The organism is Rheinheimera tilapiae (assembly GCF_042432165.1).
GTDB lineage: Bacteria > Pseudomonadota > Gammaproteobacteria > Enterobacterales > Alteromonadaceae > Pararheinheimera > Pararheinheimera tilapiae.
Window position 1 is genome coordinate 549871 of record NZ_JBHLXP010000005.1, and the last position, 17639, is coordinate 567509.

The following is a 17639-nucleotide window of genomic DNA, read 5'->3' on the forward strand; positions in this document are numbered from 1 at the left end:
AAAAACGCGGCTAATGCCGCGTTTTTTCATCCAAGATAACCGGACTTAACCGCGTCGCCAGCTGGTCACGCCGTTTTTATCTTCGACAATGATGTTTTTCGCGGTCAGCGCAGCACGGGCAGCATCGGCGGCCGCCCAGTCTTTCGCGGCGCGGGCTGCATTGCGGCTGGCAATTAATGCTTCAATCTCCGCTACATCCCCATCAGAACCACCGGCTTGCAGGAATGACTCGGCATCGCCCTGCAACACACCGAGGATCTCGCCCAGTTTAATCAGCAATGCAGCCAACTCAGCAGCTTTGCCGGCATCATCGGTTTTGGCTTTATTGATTTCACGCGCCAGATCAAACAGCACCGGTAAGGCCAAAGCGGTATTAAAATCATCGTCCATCGCCGCATTAAACTGACGAACATAATCGTTATCCAGATCTACCGTCGTTGCTGGCGTAACACCACGCAGCGCCGTATAAAGACGGCCCAGTGCTGCATGTGCCTGCATCAGGTTTTCCGCTGAGTAGTTCAGCTGACTGCGATAATGGCTGGAGATCAGGAAATAGCGCACCGATTCGCGGTTGTATTCGGCCAGCACATCTTTGACAGTAAAGAAGTTGCCCAGTGACTTAGACATTTTCTCTTTATCCACCTGCACCATGCCGGTATGGATCCAGGTATTGACGTACTGCGTGCCGTGCGCGCAGCAACTTTGCGCAATTTCATTTTCATGATGAGGGAACTGCAAATCGGAGCCACCACCGTGAATATCAAAATGCGGGCCTAAGTGTTTGGCACTCATCGCCGAACATTCAATATGCCAGCCTGGACGACCAGCGCCCCATGGCGATTCCCAGCTTGGCTCGCCGGGCTTGGCCATCTTCCACAGCACAAAATCCAGCGGATCGTCTTTAGCTTGATCGATTTCAACCCGGGCGCCGGCCTGTAACATGTCAAGATTTTGCTGACTGAGCTGGCCATATTCGGCAAATGTACTGACATCAAACAACACATCGCCATCAGTGGCAATGTAAGCATGCTTTTTCGCCAGTAATGTCTGAATCAACTCAACGATTTCATGCATGTGCGTCGTGACACGCGGTTCAATATCTGCCGGAAGCAAATTAAGCGCTTTAAAATCGGCATGCATCGCTTCGGTATAACGCGCGGTCAGGGCATCGCAGCTTTCGCCGTTTTCATTGGCCCGACGAATGATTTTGTCATCAACATCAGTGATATTGCGGACATACGTGACGTCGTAACCGGAAAAACGTAAGTAGCGGTTCATCACATCAAAAGCGACATAAGTGCGGGCATGGCCAACGTGACAGAAATCGTAAATGGTAATACCACAGACATACATGCCGACTTTGCCGGGGACCAAAGGTTTAAACTGTTCTTTCTGGCGGGTCAGCGTGTTGTAAATCTGTAGCATAAAGTCCTCAATAGTCACAAAAACACAGCGGCAACAGGCCGCAACAAAAGAGATAGTGTAACACCGCCCTGCGCCCTGAGCTATCCTTGCTTTGTGTTCCGCAGCGCATCAGGTACACTAGCGCAAATTTTTTTAAGAGGATGAATAATGGTTACTTTTCATACCAATTTTGGCGTTATCAAACTGCAGTTGTTCGCTGACAAAGCGCCAAAAACTGTCGAAAACTTCAAGTCTTATGTCGCAGAGGGTTTTTACGACGGCACCATCTTTCACCGTGTAATCGACGGTTTCATGATCCAGGGTGGCGGTTTTACTCAGGACATGGAGCAAAAAGAAACCAAAGGCCAAATCCAGAACGAAGCGGACAACGGTGTTGCCAATAAAAAAGGCACTATCGCGATGGCGCGTACCAACGACCCACATTCAGCAACCTGCCAGTTCTTTATCAACGTTGCAGACAACAGTTTCCTGAACTTCAGTGGCAAAAACGCCAGTGGCTGGGGTTACTGTGTATTTGGTGAAGTGGTCGAAGGTATGGACGTGATTGAAAAAATCCGCACCGTCGCGACTGGCCGAAAATTCGGGCATGCTGATGTTCCGGTTGAAAACGTTGTGCTCGAGAAAGCCGAACTACATGGCTGAACGCTCGACCCTGCTGATCGCTGATCTGCATTTAAGTCCGGACAGGCCTGATATTACTCAGGCCTTTCTGCATTTTTTAGCCGGTCCCGCACGTGATGCTGATGCACTGTATATCCTCGGTGATTTGTTTGAGGTCTGGATTGGCGATGACAATCCAGAGCCTTTATTACAGCTGGTCGCCACGGCTATCCGGCAGCTGAGCGACCAGAGCGTGCCGGTGTACTTTTGCCATGGCAATCGTGATTTTCTATTAAAACAGGGCTACGCCCGCCTTGCTGGCATGCAGTTGTTAGCCCCGCATACGGTGGTCGATTTTTACGGCACCACGACCTTATTGATGCATGGCGACAGCCTGTGCACGCTGGATCTGGGTTATCAGAAATTCCGTCGCTGGTGGGATCAACCCTGGTGGCAATGGCTTATTCTGCACACGCCATTGTGGTATCGCCAGCATCTGGGCCGCAAAGCCCGTCGAGTCAGTGCCAATGATAAAATGGCAAAATCATCGATGATTATGGACGTGACACCTGATGAAGTCCCTAAAGTTCTGACGTCGTATCAGGTGCGGCATCTGATCCACGGTCATACGCATCGCCCGGCGGTACACGAGTTGCAACTGGCTGATGGTCAAAAAGCCTGGCGCTATGTATTGGGTGACTGGTATAGCCAAAGTGCTTATCTGACCGTGAGCCCGTCTGGCTGGCAACTGCATTTTGCATCGTTAACTTCACCACAGTCTGTGGCAGGCTGAGTATAAATCTGATGAATTACCCTGACTTGTTAGCCCCTATTCACCAGTTTTTGTTGTGTCCTACGCCACAGGCATGGATCAAAAAAGCGCAGCAACCAGAACAGCTGGCTGTACTGCTGCAGGATCATTTACTCTGCGAGTTAAAAGCTGCTCAAACCGCCATGCTATTACTGCGTAAATATGCAGTGGATAAAACAGGTTCGATAGCACTGCTTGAGTGGTTGAAGCCGTTTGAAGATTTTGCTTACCGTTTTATTGGCGATGCGGCCTCACTTCGCAACAGCGTCAAATTGAGCCGCGATTTAGTAGGCCGTCCCGATGTACCATACAGTGATGACATTATCGGGAAAATGGTGCTATTGATCCGCGAAGAACTGCATCATTTTTATCAGGTGCTGGAGATTATGCAGGCTCGCGATATCCCATACAGCAATATCAGCGCCGGCCGTTATGCTAAAGGCCTGATTAGTGCCTGCAAAACACATGAACCACAAATATTGGTCGACAAATTAATCTGTGGCGCCCTTATCGAAGCCCGATCGTGTGAACGTTTTGCCGCGCTGGCAGATGTGGTCGACACAGAACTCAGTCAGTTTTATCTTTCGTTGCTTCGCTCTGAAGCCAGGCATTTTGATGATTATCTGACTCTGGCAAGACAGATCTCAAAGACGGATATCACACCTAGAGTCCAACACTTTCTGCGCATTGAAGCAGACCTGATCCAGAGCCCGGACCAGGACTTTAAATTCCACAGTGGCCTGCCCGTCTGATCCAGTTGCACCAGTAGGCCCGTAATCTATTCAGGCTAACTTGACGACTCAGCCTCTGTTAGCCATACCTTATGTACGAGTGTTCCGTTGTCACTCTGAGACCCACCTGTAGCAGTAGACAAGGATAACCAAAATGATTCTAAACCACTTATGGGGCTTATACGCTCACCCGAAAGAAGAGTGGCATACCATTGATAACCGCCACGAAAGTCTGAAATACAGCCTGACCCACATTTTACTGGTTGCGCTGATCCCTTCCATCTGTGCCTATTTCTCCGCAGTCAATATCGGCTGGAGTATCGGTGTGGGTGATCCTATTCGTCTGACGTCAGAAAGTGCGGCTATGCTGGCCGTTGCTATGTATGTCGCGCTGATTGCCGGTGTGTTTGCGCTGGCTTATCTGGCGCACTGGATGGCTCATACCTTTGGTTCAGAACCAACCTATACCCAAACCCTTGAACTGGCCTCATATACCTCAACCCCACTATTTATGGTCGGCCTGGCTTCTTTGTATCCGGAGCTTTGGTTTGTCATGCTGGTTGGACTGGCGGGACTGTCTTACTCGGTCTATCTGCTGTATGTCGGCGTGCCAATTCTGATGCATATCCCAGAAGAACGCGGGTTTATCTATGCGAGCTCCGTCGTCACCTGCGGCCTTATTTTATTAGTCTGTGTGTTAACTGCAACGGCAATCCTGTGGAGTTCAGGCTTCGCACCTGTCTTTACGCATTGACGTATCCACAAAAAAAAGGGAGCTATTGCTCCCTTGTGTCTTCGCTCTGACCCGATTAACTTTCGTTATACAGTTCCAGATCAGCAGCCATATTCGCAGCTTTTAAAGCCATTGAATCTTCATTTCGGGCTGCATCCAGGCGATTCAGATAATCCTGAGTGATGTCATTGGTGACATAAACACCGTCAAACACAGATGTTTCGAATTTTTTGATCGCCGGATTTTCTTCACGCACTGCCGCAATTAAATCTTCCAATGACTGGAAAATCAGCCCATCGGCGCCAATGATTTTGCAGATACTTTCCACATCATGGCCATGAGCGATCAGCTCGTTTGCTGATGGCATATCAATGCCGTAGACGTTCGGGAAACGGATCTCAGGCGCCGCTGAAGCGAAATACACTTTACTGGCGCCAGCTTCTCGCGCCATTTCGATGATTTGACCTGAGGTGGTGCCACGGACAATAGAGTCATCGACCAGTAACACGTTTTTGCCTCTAAACTCCTGCTTGATCGCATTGAGTTTACGTTTGACTGATTTCTTACGCTCTCCCTGCCCCGGCATAATAAAGGTGCGGCCGATGTAGCGGTTTTTGACATAGCCCTGGCGATACTGCAGACCCAGTTCATGCGCAATATGCAAAGCGGCATCATTGCTAGTTTCCGGAATAGGAATGACGACATCAATATCCAGATGCGCCCATTCTTTTTTGATTTTCTGTCCGAGTTTTTTACCCATGTTCACGCGCGATGCATACACTGACACGTTATCGATGGTTGAATCCGGCCGCGCAAAATACACATACTCAAAAATACACGGAGTATAGGTTGGGTTTTCTGCACATTGCTGGCTATACAACTGGCCATCTTCAGTGATGTAGACGGCTTCACCCGGCATCACATCACGCAGCACAGTAAAACCATCAGCATCAAGAGCCACGCTTTCCGAGGCGACCATATATTCAGTGCCAAGTTCGGTTTCGCGTTTGCCCATCACCAGCGGTCGGATCCCGTTTGGATCACGAAACGCGACCAGACCATGGCCGATGATCAGTGCCACCACCGCATAACCACCGCGGACTTTACGATGCACACTGGCGACTGCACGGAAAATTGCATCTGGCATCAAATGCAGCGCGTTGTCGCACTGTAACTCATGCGCAAAGGCATTCAGCAATACTTCGGAATCAGAGCTGGTGTTCACATGTCGACGGGCGTCATTAAACAGTTGATCTTTGACTTCATCGGCATTGGTCAGATTGCCGTTGTGTGCCAGGGCAATACCAAACGGACTGTTGACATAAAAAGGCTGAGCCTCAGCTGTGCTGGCTGAACCAGCTGTCGGATACCGGACATGACCAATACCGATATTGCCAGCCAGACGCTGCATGTGCCGCGCTTCAAATACATCTTTGACCAGACCATTCGCCTTACGTAAACGCAGACGATTCTGGTCCACAGTGACTATGCCGGCAGCATCCTGACCGCGATGTTGCAAGACGGTGAGGCCGTCATACAACGCCTGATTGACCGGATATTTACCTACGATACCAACAATACCACACATGGAACCTTACCTCGTCAGAACAGATGTCTGTTGCATAAAACTCGAGTTGTCTTTCAGATAGGTGAAAAACCACTCAATGATAAAATCAAATTCGGGGATCAGGAACGACGCTTTCCACCATTCAGAACTGGCAGACGGCGTAAAAGCATCCAGGAAAAACAGCAGTGCACTGACCACCAATACGCCACGCAGCGCACCAAACACAAGGCCTAACAGCCGGTCTGTGCCACTTAAACCGGTCGATTGCACCAGCTTACCAATCAGGAAATTCAGCAGTCCGCCAATCAGCAGACAAGAGATAAACAGGATACCCACCGCAACAGCGTTACGGATTAAAGCATTGTCTATATTAGAGAAAAACGGTGCGAGATAGGGATAATAATGACTGGCAACGAAGAAGGCCAGTACCCAGATGATCAACGAAATGGCTTCTTTCACAAAGCCGCGGATTAGACTGATCAGTGTCGATAATCCGATGATTGCCAAAATGGCGTAATCAACCCAAACCATTTGCTACCAAAAAGGACGCTTGAGGACGGCGCGCATTCTATCAAATGACACGCCGGACTGCTAGGGTACAAACTAGTTTAATAGGCGACCAGCAGAGCAGCCTGCAATTGCCTCAGGCAAAGCAATACTGCAAAGGAATCGTGGTACCTTAGTTGTTTTCAACCGGCTGGTAGCTGCTGACTTTAAGCTTCGGCACTTGTGCCAATTGCTGTAGTTCCGTCAACTTTGCTTCGAGTTGGTCTCTTTTCAAGTCCGGTCCCACCAGCACACTCACCATAGTCGCACCCTGACTATTGACGATTTTACGGGTAAAAGCATTGTGACCGGCAGACTTCAACTTATTGACCAATGCATTGGCATTTTGCTCTTTACCAAAAGATCCAACTTTCACTACAAACGCTGCCTGTGTCAGCGGCTTTTCTACTTTTGGCTCAACCGGTTTTTCCTTGGCAACCTGCTCTACCGGCAATGGGTCAGCAGGCAATGTCGCTGTCTGAATATTTTGATCTGTGGTTTTGGCTGCAGTCGCAGCAGTCGCAGTCTGATTGTCAACCGGAGCTGACGTTGTAACCACCGGCTCCGGATCTGTCGTAGGAGCGGATACAGAAGTTGTACCGTTCAGGTCCGGCGCTGGGTCTGTCACAGCTCCGGTAGGCTCTGTCGCTACAGCCAGCGGCGCATCCAGTGGCTGACTTTCCTCGGTGACTGGTGCCATCGCGGTAGTTTTTGCGGCCTGATGCTGGTCCTGACTAAACACAGCAGGTTTCGCTACTTCAGCAAACTCAGGGCGCTCCGGGATGGCTTTAAAATCGTCTTTATTGACCTGCTTCTGGCCATCTAATAAATCTGGCAAAAACACTACGGCGGCGACGACCAAAATGGCACTGCCAATCAGCCGGTTGGTAAAAACTGCTGTCATACATTTTCCTGTGGCCACAGATCCAACATAGCGCTGACTGTGACAAAAGATCCAAAGACTACAAATAACTCATCGGCCGACGCCGCGTCGATGCAGCTAAACACATCGGACAACTGCCGATATTGACAGCTTTGTTCAGTCGCTGGCAAGGCCTGCTGCAGCAGATCACTGTCGGCACCACGGACACCCGGCAGTGACACCAGATGCCAGCGCCATGACTTGCCGCAAAATGCTACCAATGCTTCGCGAATATCCTTGTCTTTTAGCATACCCACAACCAGATGGATCTGAGTATATTGTCCGGCCAGCTGGTCCAGCGCTGCAGCCAGGTAACGTGCAGATTGCGGATTATGCGCCACATCCAGCAGGATGGCCGGTTGACGGCTTAGCCACTGCATGCGTCCGGTCAGCGTGAGCTCCTGCAACACAGTCCGAATCACCGACTCTGCGGGCAAAACGTTCAGCAATGCTAAAGTTGTCAGCGCTGTCGCGACATTCTGTACCGGCACCGCCGGTGCAGGTAATGCCAGCAGCTGGCTGGTGCCAAAGCGCCAGTCAAACTGCTGACCATCTGAGTCAAAACTAAAATCGCGACCCGCGCAGGTCAGCATGGCGCCCAGATCGGCCGCAACTTTTGCTACCGATTGTGGCATCTGCAAATCGCCGACGACCGCATGACAACCGCCCCTAAATACGCCGGCTTTTTCCCGGCCTATTGTTTCGCGATCATTGCCGAGCCAGTCCTGATGATCTAAATCGACGGTGGTGACAATACTCAGTTCCGGCTCAACGATGTTGGTCGCATCCAAGCGACCGCCAAGCCCGACTTCGATCAGACAAAAGTCCGGAGCCTGCTGCTTCAGGATGGCAAAAGCGGCCAAAGTGGTGAATTCAAAGTAGGTCAGCGCAACATCCTGACGCAGTGTTTCTACCTGACGTAAACCTTGGACCCACAACTCATCACTGACATCGGTGCCGTCACAACGCAAGCGCTCGTTAAATTTTAATAAATGCGGTGAGCTGTAAACACCGACACTGAATCCCTGCGCCAGCAACAGCTGTTCCAGCGTGCGGGCAGTGGTGCCTTTGCCATTGGTACCGGCGATCAGGATCACCCGCCCCGGTAACTGCTGCAATTCGCCACGACTGGCGACTTGCGACACCCGGCCAAGACCAAGCTCAATTTTTTCAATGGGATGGGATTGTTCGATATAACAAAGCCAATCGGCCAGGCTATGGCACGATTGGCTTTGTAGTATAGATGTTGAAGTCATAACGCCTTAAGCGACGCGATGCTCCTGGTCCGGAGCCGGCAGTCGCATGAATTTTGCTACCAATCGCGCAATTGTATCGCGCATTTGCCGACGGTCAACAATCATGTCGATAGCGCCGTGTTCTAACAAGAATTCACTGCGCTGGAAACCTTCAGGTAATTTTTCGCGGACCGTCTGTTCAATCACACGCGGGCCGGCAAAGCCAATCAGCGCCTTCGGCTCACCAATGTTGACATCACCTAACATCGCTAGCGATGCCGACACACCGCCCATGGTCGGGTCCGTTAACACAGAAATATATGGCAGGCCGGCCTCACTCAGCTTGGCCAGCGCCGCACTGGTTTTGGCCATCTGCATCAGTGAAAACAGCGCTTCCTGCATCCGTGCGCCACCTGATGCGGAAAAACAAATAAATGGGATTTTATGCTCCAGCGCAAACTCAACGCCTTTGACAAACTTAGCACCAACCACAGATGCCATCGAACCGCCCATAAACTCGAATTCAAAGCTGGCAGCGACGACAGGCATACCTCTGAGTGAACCACGCATCACCACCATGGCATCTTTTTCGTTGGTATCTTTTTGCGCGGCAACAATGCGGTCTTTATACCGTTTACTGTCTTTAAATTTCAGAATGTCTTGCGGTTCCAGCTCTGCAGCTAATTCAACCGTCGTGTTGACATCAAAAAACTGCGTGAGGCGAGTACGGGCGCTGATCCGCATATGGTGATCACACTTTGGACAGACGCCTAACTGGCGATCCAAATCCGCTTTATATAAGACTGCGTCACAAGCGGTGCATTTAGTCCAGACCCCTTCCGGAATGTTGCGACGGGCAGACGACGACGTGCGGGGCAGGATTTTTTCTAACCAACTCATAAGAATTCCTATATCTGACTGCACTTATAATTCTGTGCAGTTGTGCTGAATTTAACAGAAATTCAGCGAAATTGAGGCAAACGGCGGTTATTAAAACACAAAGCCCATACGCAGAATACCAAAAACTGGTCTTAGTAGTTGAGATGCAGCCGATACGGACCGGCAGATTGGACCGGAACAATTCGCTGAAGTTCAGTGAATTAATCCGGCAAAAACAATGGGCCTAAAGCCGTTTTTGGTATATCAAAATGCGCCGGATAATCAACATCGACCAGATAGAGTCCTTCCGCTTTAGCGGTTGCTGCGGCCAGGGTACGATCTTTGGCGGCCAATAACTCAGCGATCCATTCCGGCGGTCGACGCCCCATGCCTACTTCCAGCAGGCTGCCGGTAATGTTGCGAACCATATGATGTAAAAAGGCATTGGCTTTGATATCGAGTACGATGAAATTACCATAACGGCTGATCTGCAAATGCATCACATTACGAAACGGCGTATTGGACTGACACTGGATGGCTCGAAACGACGAAAAGTCCTGCTCACCCAACAGTGCCGGCGCAGCTGCCTGCATCAACGACACATCAATATCCTGATGATAATGACTCAGGCCAGCCCCAAGAATCGCCGGTCGAAATTTGTGGTTGTAGATGACATAACGATAACGCCGTGCAGTTGCAGAAAAGCGCGCATGAAAGTCATCTGACACTGGTTTCGCCCAACGCACGGCGATCCCTTGCGGTAAATTTGAATTGGCACCCATGATCCAGCCGCGCATATCGCGTCTGGCCTCAGTGTCAAAATGGATAACTTGCCCGGTGCCATGCACACCAGCGTCGGTGCGACCGGCGCAAAAAATCTCAACTGGCGCATTGGCAACCTGACTCAAGGCTTTTTCCAGCTCGCCTTGAATACTGTTGACTTCTCGCTGACGTTGCCAGCCAAAATAACCGGTACCGTCGTACTCAATCCCCATCGCAATGCGCATATAGCCTCCCGGTTAAGCGGCGGCGAGTATACCAAAGCGACCAGATTGCAGCAAAACATGCGCGACCACCTTTGCTGCAGACATCGTCCATTTTTTAGCCGCGGGCATTTGCATTGGTCATTTGATATTCGTTAGATGTACTGCCCACTGATTGGTGCCACGCCCTGCGCATATCCCATCGAGCAACTCAGGCAACAAAAAAAGCGCCACAGCGCCTTTTTATGTTCACCCGGAGGGCGACTTCAGGAAACCAATCCTGAAGCCTCCTGCTTCACATGCGCCGGTGCATCAGATGCCATGATTTCTTTAATTAAGTGATTGGCGCTATCTGCATCGCCAATTTCAATATATGCGCGAACCAGGTCAAGCTGTCCGGCAAACCCCGCATCAGCGTGATCCACATCACCCGCTTCATCTGCCGCAATCAAATCCTCAAAATCAGCCAAACCAACATCAATATTCAGTGCGCGTGGCTCAGCATCAGGCTCAGTCTGCTCTTCAGTTGCCGCCAGCAATTTGTCGATATTCACGAAATCGGGTAGCCCTACAGCATCGTCATCTGCGCTGTAACGGCTTTGGCTATGACTTTGACTTTGTTGTAATGCTTCCAATTCTGCCAACACTTCAGCAGCTTTATCCTGATCCGCCTGCGGATCCGCTACCGGGGTGACATAGTCGTCTAATCCAGACAACAACTCATCAAAATTGACGTCTTCTAAATCGGCAAGCGACTCTTGTTCGGCGCTGGATGCCGTCAGCATCAGTTCCATCGCGTCGTCCGAATCTTCCGTCAATATTTGTTGCAGGTCGTTTTCGTCCAGCTGCAGATCTGGGTATTCGTCTAACACCTTACTCGGCCGTTCAACCGACGAGAGTCCTTCAAACACCCGGGCGACAGAATTATCATCAGTTTGTTGCAGATCGGGCATACCAGTCTGATCATCTTCCAAATCTGCAAACTCAGACAAATATTCAGTCTCTGCGGCAGATTCGGCCGCCAATTCAGCTTCTTGTGGATTGGATGGATGATCGTCGAGTAACAGCTCTTCTATATCAATAAAATCGTGACTATCAACATCATCAGATGCAAAGATATCTGCTGTGGGCAAATCAACGGGTGTGATGGTATTGAGTTCTGACGGGTGAGCAGAGTCAGCATCATCGCTCAACATAGCGCTGACGTCTGCGACACTAATCTCTGCTTCAGCAAAATCTGCACTTGCCAGCGCCAGCGCTTCATCGGGCAGCTCCAGTTCCGCCAGCTGTGCTTTGGTCTGTTGCGATTGTGCGCGGATCTCTGCCACTTCGTTCAAGATCTCATCGAGCTCGTCAATCAGTCCAGCTTCGTCTTCTGCGGGCATCAAGTCGTCAGCATCAAACTCATCGGTCATCGCGCTGACATTCGCTGCATCAGGCGTTGCGAGGTGGTTTGTTTCTGTCGCTACGTTTTCAGCTAATTGTTCGTCGGCCAGTGACTCTGCAAAAGCCTCTAATTCCGAACTATCATAATGTCCGCCATCAACCCCAGTATCCGGTTCAGGATCCGGCAACATATCTGGTTCAACCAAGGGCTCCACAGCACGCGGAGCCGCCTCTGCCTGAGTCATTGCCAGCAAGGAATCGATATCAAAATCGTCATCATTACTGACTGGCAGTGGCGCTGGAGTGACTGCAGGCGCTGGAGTCGCGGCCTGGGTCTGAGCCACCAGCGCATCGATGTCAAAATCATCAGAATCAAGCGCCAGTGAGCCGGTTGGCGGTGGCTCATCACCTGGTAAATCCAGTTCAATCTCTTCGAGCAACTCATCAGACTCAGCTGCTTCGGCTGCGGCATAGGCTAATGCGGCTGCTGAAACAGCAGGATCTGGCAATATGTCGTCCGACGGGGCTGTGACAGCTGGCGCAGCAGCTTGTTGCGCAGCCATCGCCTGGTTAAATATCGCATCCGGATCTTCGTCATCATCAACCAAATTATCAAACAATGAGCTCAGCTCATTACCCGACAATATATTATTCGGATCAAAGGTTTGTTTCGCTTCGAATTCTGGTTCATCGGCATCCAGCAGATTACTCAGGGCATCGCCAGCCAGTATATTGTCCGGGTCAAATGGCTCGGCTTTGACAGGCGCAGGACTACTGATATCCAAAGGATCATCGAGTAAATCGTCCAGATCAAATGCACTGGCAGTTTTTCCGGAATCGCTGCCAAGGTCGAGGTGGTCATCCAGCAAGTCATCATCAGCAAAGCTGCTCACAGCAGATTTTCGTACTGGCCGGTCAAAATCATCGTCCAACCTGATACCGCTGCCAACACTGTCATTTAGCAACGAATCATCCAGATTAATCAGGCTGCTTTCATCAAAGTCCAGACTGTCATCCAGAGGTGGCAATGGCGAACGGTAGTTCGGATCGAGCGCTGGCGATGCGGTTGCTGCAGAAACCACTGCGGCAGCTTTCTGACTCTTGCGGCGGATCAAAAAGACGACACCCAGCAGTATTAATGCAGCAGGCAGTGCTGCCGCAAGGATCCATCCGGCCGGACTATTGGCAAGATTTTGCCATGTTTCGGCAAAGTTAAACCCTTCTTGTTGCTTGCGGATTTGTTCGCGCTGCTGTTCGAGCATTTCACTTTGCTGCGCCAACAACTGTTGTAACTGTGTTTGGATCTCGCTGTCTTTATCCAGCTGTTGTTTCACACCAGATAGCTGAGTGACAACGGTATCAAGCTGTTTCTTCAGTGCGGTGTTTTCCTGCACTATGGTTTCAACATTGGCCATTGATGAACCAAGCCGATCGCGTAAATCGGACATTTGCTCAGTCTGCTGTGCCTCGACCCGGTTCAGCTCGTCAGTGATTTCTTGTTGCGCTTTGGCAATGTCGACTTGTTTCGCGGAATGATCTTCTGGTTTTTGCTGGGCAGCCTTGCGGATTTTTTCGGCCCAAATCCGATCGTCATTTTCAGATTTACGCTGCGCCATCACCGGATCAACCGCCAGAATGGCACGAATGCCAGGCACTTCGAGGAAAGCACCTGGTTTGAGATGATTAAAGTTATCGTCGAGGAAAGCGTCCGGGTTGTTCTGATACAGCGCAAACATCATCTGATACATGTTAACGCGTTTGTCGGGCCGCGCCTGTTCTGCCAGCCGCCACAAAGTATCCTGCGCAGACAAAGGTCCAAGCCGGGTCACTGCCGGTGTATCAAATTCTTTTGGACCGCGTAAGCGCGCCGTCGATTCAGCCCAGGCCGCCGTCATAAAATTGACGGTGAACAGAATGAGCAAAATTCGCATCAGAAGCATGCAATATTCCCTAACAACCATTGGATCCAGCCAAATGCCCACTGCATTCGGACTGAACGCCTGAGTGCTGTATCCGCCATTGGATATAGCCTCTGTGCAAACAATGTTCCACATTTTAAGTGTTTACAGACAGATTCTAAACCAGATTGGCAAAAAGGTGCAGGCCAGACACCGAGTTCCTGTAGCCTTAGGTCGAATCTCACGACTAAAACCCTATCGACCTGAGGCCCGTTTGCTAAAGTCGACTAGCCTGCCGATGGTGAGAAAAGCCCCGACTGACGCCAATAAAAAAGGCCCCGCAGGGCCTTTTCGCGACGAACCGAAGCTTACAAATAATCGCGGATCAGATGTTCTGCGATTTGAATACTGTTGGTTGCAGCACCTTTACGCACGTTATCAGCCACGACCCACAGGTTTAAACCGTGATCGTGTGACAAATCTTTGCGGATGCGGCCGACAAACACGTCGTCCTGACCTTGCGCATGGCTGACCTGCGTCGGGAATTCTGCGTTGTCTTCCAGCAGGACCACACCAGGCGCCTGCGCCAACAATGCTTTGACTTCCTCGACACTGATTGGCGAACGGGTTTCGATATGCACGGCTTCGGCGTGGCCATAAAACGCCGGCACTCGTACCGCAGTCGCATTTACCGAAATGCTGTCATCACCCATGATTTTTTGGGTTTCCCAATGCATTTTCATTTCTTCTTTGGTGTAGCCGTTATCCATAAACACGTCGATTTGCGGGATCACGTTAAAAGCGATCTGACGCGAGAATTTGCCGGTCGTTTCAATCGGACGACCATTGAGCAACTGCGCAGTTTCAGAAGCTAAAGCTTCAATACCCTGCTGGCCTGCACCACTGACTGACTGATAAGTCGCCACGTTCACACGGGTAATACCGACGGCATCATGAATAGGCTTTAACGCCACCAGCATTTGGATAGTCGAGCAGTTCGGGTTGGCAATAATATTGCGATTGCGGTAATCCGCGATCGCATGCGCATTCACTTCAGGCACCACTAATGGAATATCGGCTTCGTAACGGTAATGCGAGGTGTTGTCGATAACAATACAACCGGCATCGGCGGCTTTTGGCGCATAAACCGCCGACACACTGCCGCCTGCTGAGAACAAACCAATTTGTGCTTTGGTCCAGTCAAAGGTCTCAGCATCCAGCACTTCTACCTGTTTACCATGAAAAGTCACTGTGCCACCGGCAGAGCGTTTACTGGCCAATGGGTAAAGATTGCGTACCGGAAAATCGCGCTGCTGCAGAATTTCGATCAAATGCTGACCGACCAAACCTGTAGCGCCTAATACTGCGACGTCAAATTGCTGAGCCATGTGGTTTGTTCCCCTTTATTTCTGGCTAAAACCTAAACGAATTAAATAATCGGGCACCTGCCCCTGCAGGCACACTGAGCTGAATTCCCGCCGTGGCGGGTAGGTCTTTCTGAGCCAGTCAAACCCGTGCGTGACCAGATGTTGCCGAAACAGTGCATCGTCACGCCGGACATCATATAACATACGACACAGATTTTGGACATCTAAAAGTCTAAAATTTGGCGAAATTTGCAGCTTTTCTATCGCACCTGCAGGTAAAAACTGACTAAGCGTCCTGGTTGGCGTCACATCAAGCAGTTGGCAGACCGCCTGATACAACATCTCAGTACCCCGAGCTTTGCCTTCCACACTGTGACCAGCGATATGCGCAGTGGCAATATCACAATACGGTACCAGCTGCTGTTCAATCGCAGGTTCCAACTCCCACACGTCCATAAACAAAGGCCGTTTCACGCCAGCCCGTGCTTGCGCCAACAGCGCCTGATTATCGACGACCTCGCCGCGACAGGCATTAATCAGCGCCGTGGTGGCCGGCAATGCCGCCAGCCTGTTCGCATCTAACAAATGGAAAGTCGGATAAGCGCCGCCACGCACTAGCGGTACGTGCAAACTGACGACATCGGCGCTGGCTAACAAAGTATCAAGATCAAGATGAGGGAAATCGGCTTCGGCCGCGCGCAGCGGATCGTTTTGCAACACGGTCAGACCAAGCGCCTGTAACGCAGCGACCAGTCGCTTGCCGATTTGGCCGACACCGATCACACCGACGGTGAAGTCAGTCAGCGGTTTATCCTGTTGCTCCGCCAGTATAAACAGGCAACTCAGCACATATTCCACCACAGACTGCGCATTACAACCCGGCGCGTTGGTATGAACAATGCCGCGCCCTTGCAGATAGGCTAAATCCAGATGATCGGTGCCGATGGTGGCTGTTCCGACAAAACGAAGGTTGGGATTAGCATCCAGCAACGCCGCATTCACTTTCGTGACCGAGCGCACCAGCAGAATATCCGCATCTGCAAGTTCGGCCGCTTGGACATTGCGACCGGAGAATAAAGTGACATCCCCCAGTTCTGCGAAAAACTCCCGGGCCAGCGGCATATTGTCATCAGCATAAATCTTCATCGGAAACTCCATCAATGGCGGGCCGCAACGGACGGCAGCTAGCAGCTAAACGGTGCTGAGCTAAGCTGAACTGGACCGCATTCTATGTCAGAACGCCGGCCATGCGCCATGTAGTCAGCAGATTTCACTTAGCCAGAAAAGACAAAGCCACCCGCAGGTGGCTTTATTGAAACAGTTTACGACGGCTTAGCCGTTAAATTTCTGCATCACCAGTGTGGCGTTGGTGCCACCAAAACCAAAGCTGTTCGACATCACGGTATTTAACGTCGCCGCTGTTGGTTTCGTGATGATGTTCAGGCCTTCTGCAGCTGCGTCCAGCTCACCGATATTGATCGAAGGCGCGATAAAGCTGTGTTCCATCATCAGCAATGAATAGATCGCTTCATGCACGCCGGCAGCACCGAGCGCATGGCCCGTCATTGCTTTGGTCGCGCTGATCGCCGGGCTCTTGCCACCAAACACCTGCTGGATAGCACCCAGTTCTTTTACATCACCGACCGGCGTACTGGTACCGTGCGTGTTCAGGTAATCGATTGGCGCTTTGACATCAGCCAGTGCCATTTGCATACAACGCACAGCGCCTTCGCCGCTTGGAGCAACCATGTCATAACCATCAGAAGTTGCGCCATAACCGACCACTTCGGCATAAATTTTAGCGCCACGGGCTAAGGCATGTTCCAGCTCTTCAATCACCAGAATGCCGCCACCACCAGAGATGACAAAACCATCGCGGTTCGCATCATAAGTCCGTGAAGCCTGAGTTGGTGTTTCGTTGTATTTGCTCGACAAGGCGCCCATCGCATCGAATTCCATCGCCAGCGTCCAGTGCACTTCTTCACCGCCGCCGGCGAAAATCACGTCTTGCTTACCAAGCTGGATCAGTTCAACCGCATGACCAATACAGTGTGCGCTGGTGGCACAGGCAGAACTAATCGAATAGTTCACGCCTTTGATTTCAAATGGTGTGGCCAGACAGGCTGAACAAGTCGATGACATGGTTTTTGGCACCGCATATGGGCCGACCCGTTTCACGCCTTTCTCACGCAGAATATCTGCAGCTTCAATTTGAGTTTTTGATGAAGCACCGCCAGAGCCCACGACCAAGCCGGTACGTGGATTGGAGACTTGCTCTGGCGTTAAACCTGAATCTGCAATGGCCTGCGCCATCGAGATGTATGCATATGCTGCAGCGTCGCCCATAAAACGCAACGCTTTGCGGTCAATCAGAGCAGCAGTGTCAATATTGATTTGACCCCAGACCTGAGAACGCAGCCCAAAATCGGCAAACTCCTGCGCAAAGCTGATGCCGGAACGGCCTTCCTGTAATGAGGCCAATACTTCTGCTTTGTTGTTACCGATACTTGAAACTATGCCCAATCCGGTGATTACCGCTCTTTTCATTCTGACTCC

Annotated in this window: 15 protein-coding genes; 4 read left to right on the plus strand and 11 right to left on the minus strand. The window is 50.8% G+C overall.

Features of this window, described 5'->3' with window-relative positions; genetic code table 11:
- Positions 1–45 precede the first annotated feature (45 nt).
- Complete coding sequence (gene cysS / locus ACFFJP_RS18915; protein WP_377248001.1) at positions 46–1425, minus strand: cysteine--tRNA ligase; 1380 nt, start codon at positions 1423–1425, stop codon at positions 46–48.
- A 147-nt stretch (positions 1426–1572) separates the two neighbouring features.
- Here cysS and ACFFJP_RS18920 point away from each other — a divergent pair, with 147 nt between their 5' ends.
- From ACFFJP_RS18920 to ACFFJP_RS18935, 4 genes are all read left to right on the plus strand, one after another.
- Positions 1573–2067 carry a peptidylprolyl isomerase gene (locus ACFFJP_RS18920; RefSeq protein ID WP_377248004.1) on the plus strand — a complete coding sequence of 165 codons (495 nt, stop codon included), beginning with the start codon at positions 1573–1575 and terminating at the stop codon, positions 2065–2067.
- A complete protein-coding gene (locus tag ACFFJP_RS18925) occupies positions 2060–2818 on the plus strand; it encodes a UDP-2,3-diacylglucosamine diphosphatase (RefSeq protein WP_377248007.1) in 759 nt (252 codons plus the stop codon). Before ACFFJP_RS18920 ends, ACFFJP_RS18925 begins: the two co-directional genes overlap by 8 nt.
- A gap of 11 nt (positions 2819–2829) precedes the next feature.
- The gene (gene miaE, locus ACFFJP_RS18930) at positions 2830–3588 is read left to right on the plus strand and encodes a tRNA isopentenyl-2-thiomethyl-A-37 hydroxylase MiaE (RefSeq protein ID WP_377248010.1); all 759 of its coding nucleotides are present in this window, start codon (positions 2830–2832) and stop codon (positions 3586–3588) included.
- 133 nt (positions 3589–3721) lie between these two features.
- Complete coding sequence (locus ACFFJP_RS18935) at positions 3722–4321, plus strand: Yip1 family protein (protein ID WP_377248013.1); 600 nt, start codon at positions 3722–3724, stop codon at positions 4319–4321.
- A 55-nt stretch (positions 4322–4376) separates the two neighbouring features.
- Here the strand turns inward: ACFFJP_RS18935 and purF are convergent, their stop codons facing one another.
- The 10 genes from purF to fabB all read right to left on the minus strand — a co-directional run bounded on the left by purF (position 4377) and on the right by fabB (position 17630).
- Positions 4377–5888 (minus strand): amidophosphoribosyltransferase, encoded by a 1512-nt coding sequence (purF, locus tag ACFFJP_RS18940; RefSeq protein WP_377248016.1) that lies wholly within the window; start codon positions 5886–5888, stop codon positions 4377–4379.
- 6 nt (positions 5889–5894) lie between these two features.
- Positions 5895–6398, minus strand: a complete 504-nt coding sequence (locus tag ACFFJP_RS18945) for a CvpA family protein (RefSeq protein WP_377248019.1) — start codon at positions 6396–6398, stop codon at positions 5895–5897.
- Between the two features lie 148 nt (positions 6399–6546).
- Positions 6547–7317, minus strand: a complete 771-nt coding sequence (locus ACFFJP_RS18950) for an SPOR domain-containing protein (protein ID WP_377248022.1) — start codon at positions 7315–7317, stop codon at positions 6547–6549.
- Positions 7314–8591: a bifunctional tetrahydrofolate synthase/dihydrofolate synthase gene (gene folC / locus ACFFJP_RS18955; protein ID WP_377248025.1), complete on the minus strand. Its 1278-nt coding sequence runs from the start codon at positions 8589–8591 to the stop codon at positions 7314–7316. Before folC ends, ACFFJP_RS18950 begins: the two co-directional genes overlap by 4 nt.
- Before the next feature lie 6 nt (positions 8592–8597).
- Positions 8598–9470 carry an acetyl-CoA carboxylase, carboxyltransferase subunit beta gene (gene accD, locus ACFFJP_RS18960; RefSeq protein WP_377248028.1) on the minus strand — a complete coding sequence of 291 codons (873 nt, stop codon included), beginning with the start codon at positions 9468–9470 and terminating at the stop codon, positions 8598–8600.
- Positions 9471–9670: 200 nt separating this feature from the next.
- A complete protein-coding gene (truA, locus tag ACFFJP_RS18965; protein ID WP_377248031.1) occupies positions 9671–10456 on the minus strand; it encodes a tRNA pseudouridine(38-40) synthase TruA in 786 nt (261 codons plus the stop codon).
- Positions 10457–10698: 242 nt separating this feature from the next.
- Positions 10699–13758, minus strand: a complete 3060-nt coding sequence (locus ACFFJP_RS18970) for a FimV/HubP family polar landmark protein (protein WP_377248034.1) — start codon at positions 13756–13758, stop codon at positions 10699–10701.
- A 326-nt stretch (positions 13759–14084) separates the two neighbouring features.
- Positions 14085–15104, minus strand: a complete 1020-nt coding sequence (locus ACFFJP_RS18975; protein WP_377248037.1) for an aspartate-semialdehyde dehydrogenase — start codon at positions 15102–15104, stop codon at positions 14085–14087.
- Positions 15105–15119: 15 nt separating this feature from the next.
- Positions 15120–16229 (minus strand): 4-phosphoerythronate dehydrogenase, encoded by a 1110-nt coding sequence (locus ACFFJP_RS18980; protein ID WP_377248040.1) that lies wholly within the window; start codon positions 16227–16229, stop codon positions 15120–15122.
- 186 nt (positions 16230–16415) lie between these two features.
- Entirely contained in the window at positions 16416–17630 is a 1215-nt protein-coding gene (fabB, locus tag ACFFJP_RS18985; protein WP_377248043.1) for a beta-ketoacyl-ACP synthase I, read from the minus strand.
- Between the last annotated feature and the right edge of the window lie 9 nt (positions 17631–17639).

Excerpts from the sequence above, each read along its gene's own strand:
- miaE (WP_377248010.1), top strand. The coding sequence starts at position 2,830 with ATGAATTACCCTGACTTGTTAGCCCCTATTCACCAGTTTTTGTTGTGT.
- ACFFJP_RS18920 (WP_377248004.1), top strand. The coding sequence starts at position 1,573 with ATGGTTACTTTTCATACCAATTTTGGCGTTATCAAACTGCAGTTGTTC.
- ACFFJP_RS18945 (WP_377248019.1), bottom strand. The coding sequence starts at position 6,398 with ATGGTTTGGGTTGATTACGCCATTTTGGCAATCATCGGATTATCGACA.
- folC (WP_377248025.1), bottom strand. The coding sequence starts at position 8,591 with ATGACTTCAACATCTATACTACAAAGCCAATCGTGCCATAGCCTGGCC.
- ACFFJP_RS18950 (WP_377248022.1), bottom strand. The coding sequence starts at position 7,317 with ATGACAGCAGTTTTTACCAACCGGCTGATTGGCAGTGCCATTTTGGTC.
- accD (WP_377248028.1), bottom strand. The coding sequence starts at position 9,470 with ATGAGTTGGTTAGAAAAAATCCTGCCCCGCACGTCGTCGTCTGCCCGT.
- fabB (WP_377248043.1), bottom strand. The coding sequence starts at position 17,630 with ATGAAAAGAGCGGTAATCACCGGATTGGGCATAGTTTCAAGTATCGGT.
- truA (WP_377248031.1), bottom strand. The coding sequence starts at position 10,456 with ATGCGCATTGCGATGGGGATTGAGTACGACGGTACCGGTTATTTTGGC.
- ACFFJP_RS18935 (WP_377248013.1), top strand. The coding sequence starts at position 3,722 with ATGATTCTAAACCACTTATGGGGCTTATACGCTCACCCGAAAGAAGAG.
- ACFFJP_RS18970 (WP_377248034.1), bottom strand. The coding sequence starts at position 13,758 with ATGCTTCTGATGCGAATTTTGCTCATTCTGTTCACCGTCAATTTTATG.
- ACFFJP_RS18925 (WP_377248007.1), top strand. The coding sequence starts at position 2,060 with ATGGCTGAACGCTCGACCCTGCTGATCGCTGATCTGCATTTAAGTCCG.
- cysS (WP_377248001.1), bottom strand. The coding sequence starts at position 1,425 with ATGCTACAGATTTACAACACGCTGACCCGCCAGAAAGAACAGTTTAAA.
- ACFFJP_RS18980 (WP_377248040.1), bottom strand. The coding sequence starts at position 16,229 with ATGAAGATTTATGCTGATGACAATATGCCGCTGGCCCGGGAGTTTTTC.
- ACFFJP_RS18975 (WP_377248037.1), bottom strand. The coding sequence starts at position 15,104 with ATGGCTCAGCAATTTGACGTCGCAGTATTAGGCGCTACAGGTTTGGTC.
- purF (WP_377248016.1), bottom strand. The coding sequence starts at position 5,888 with ATGTGTGGTATTGTTGGTATCGTAGGTAAATATCCGGTCAATCAGGCG.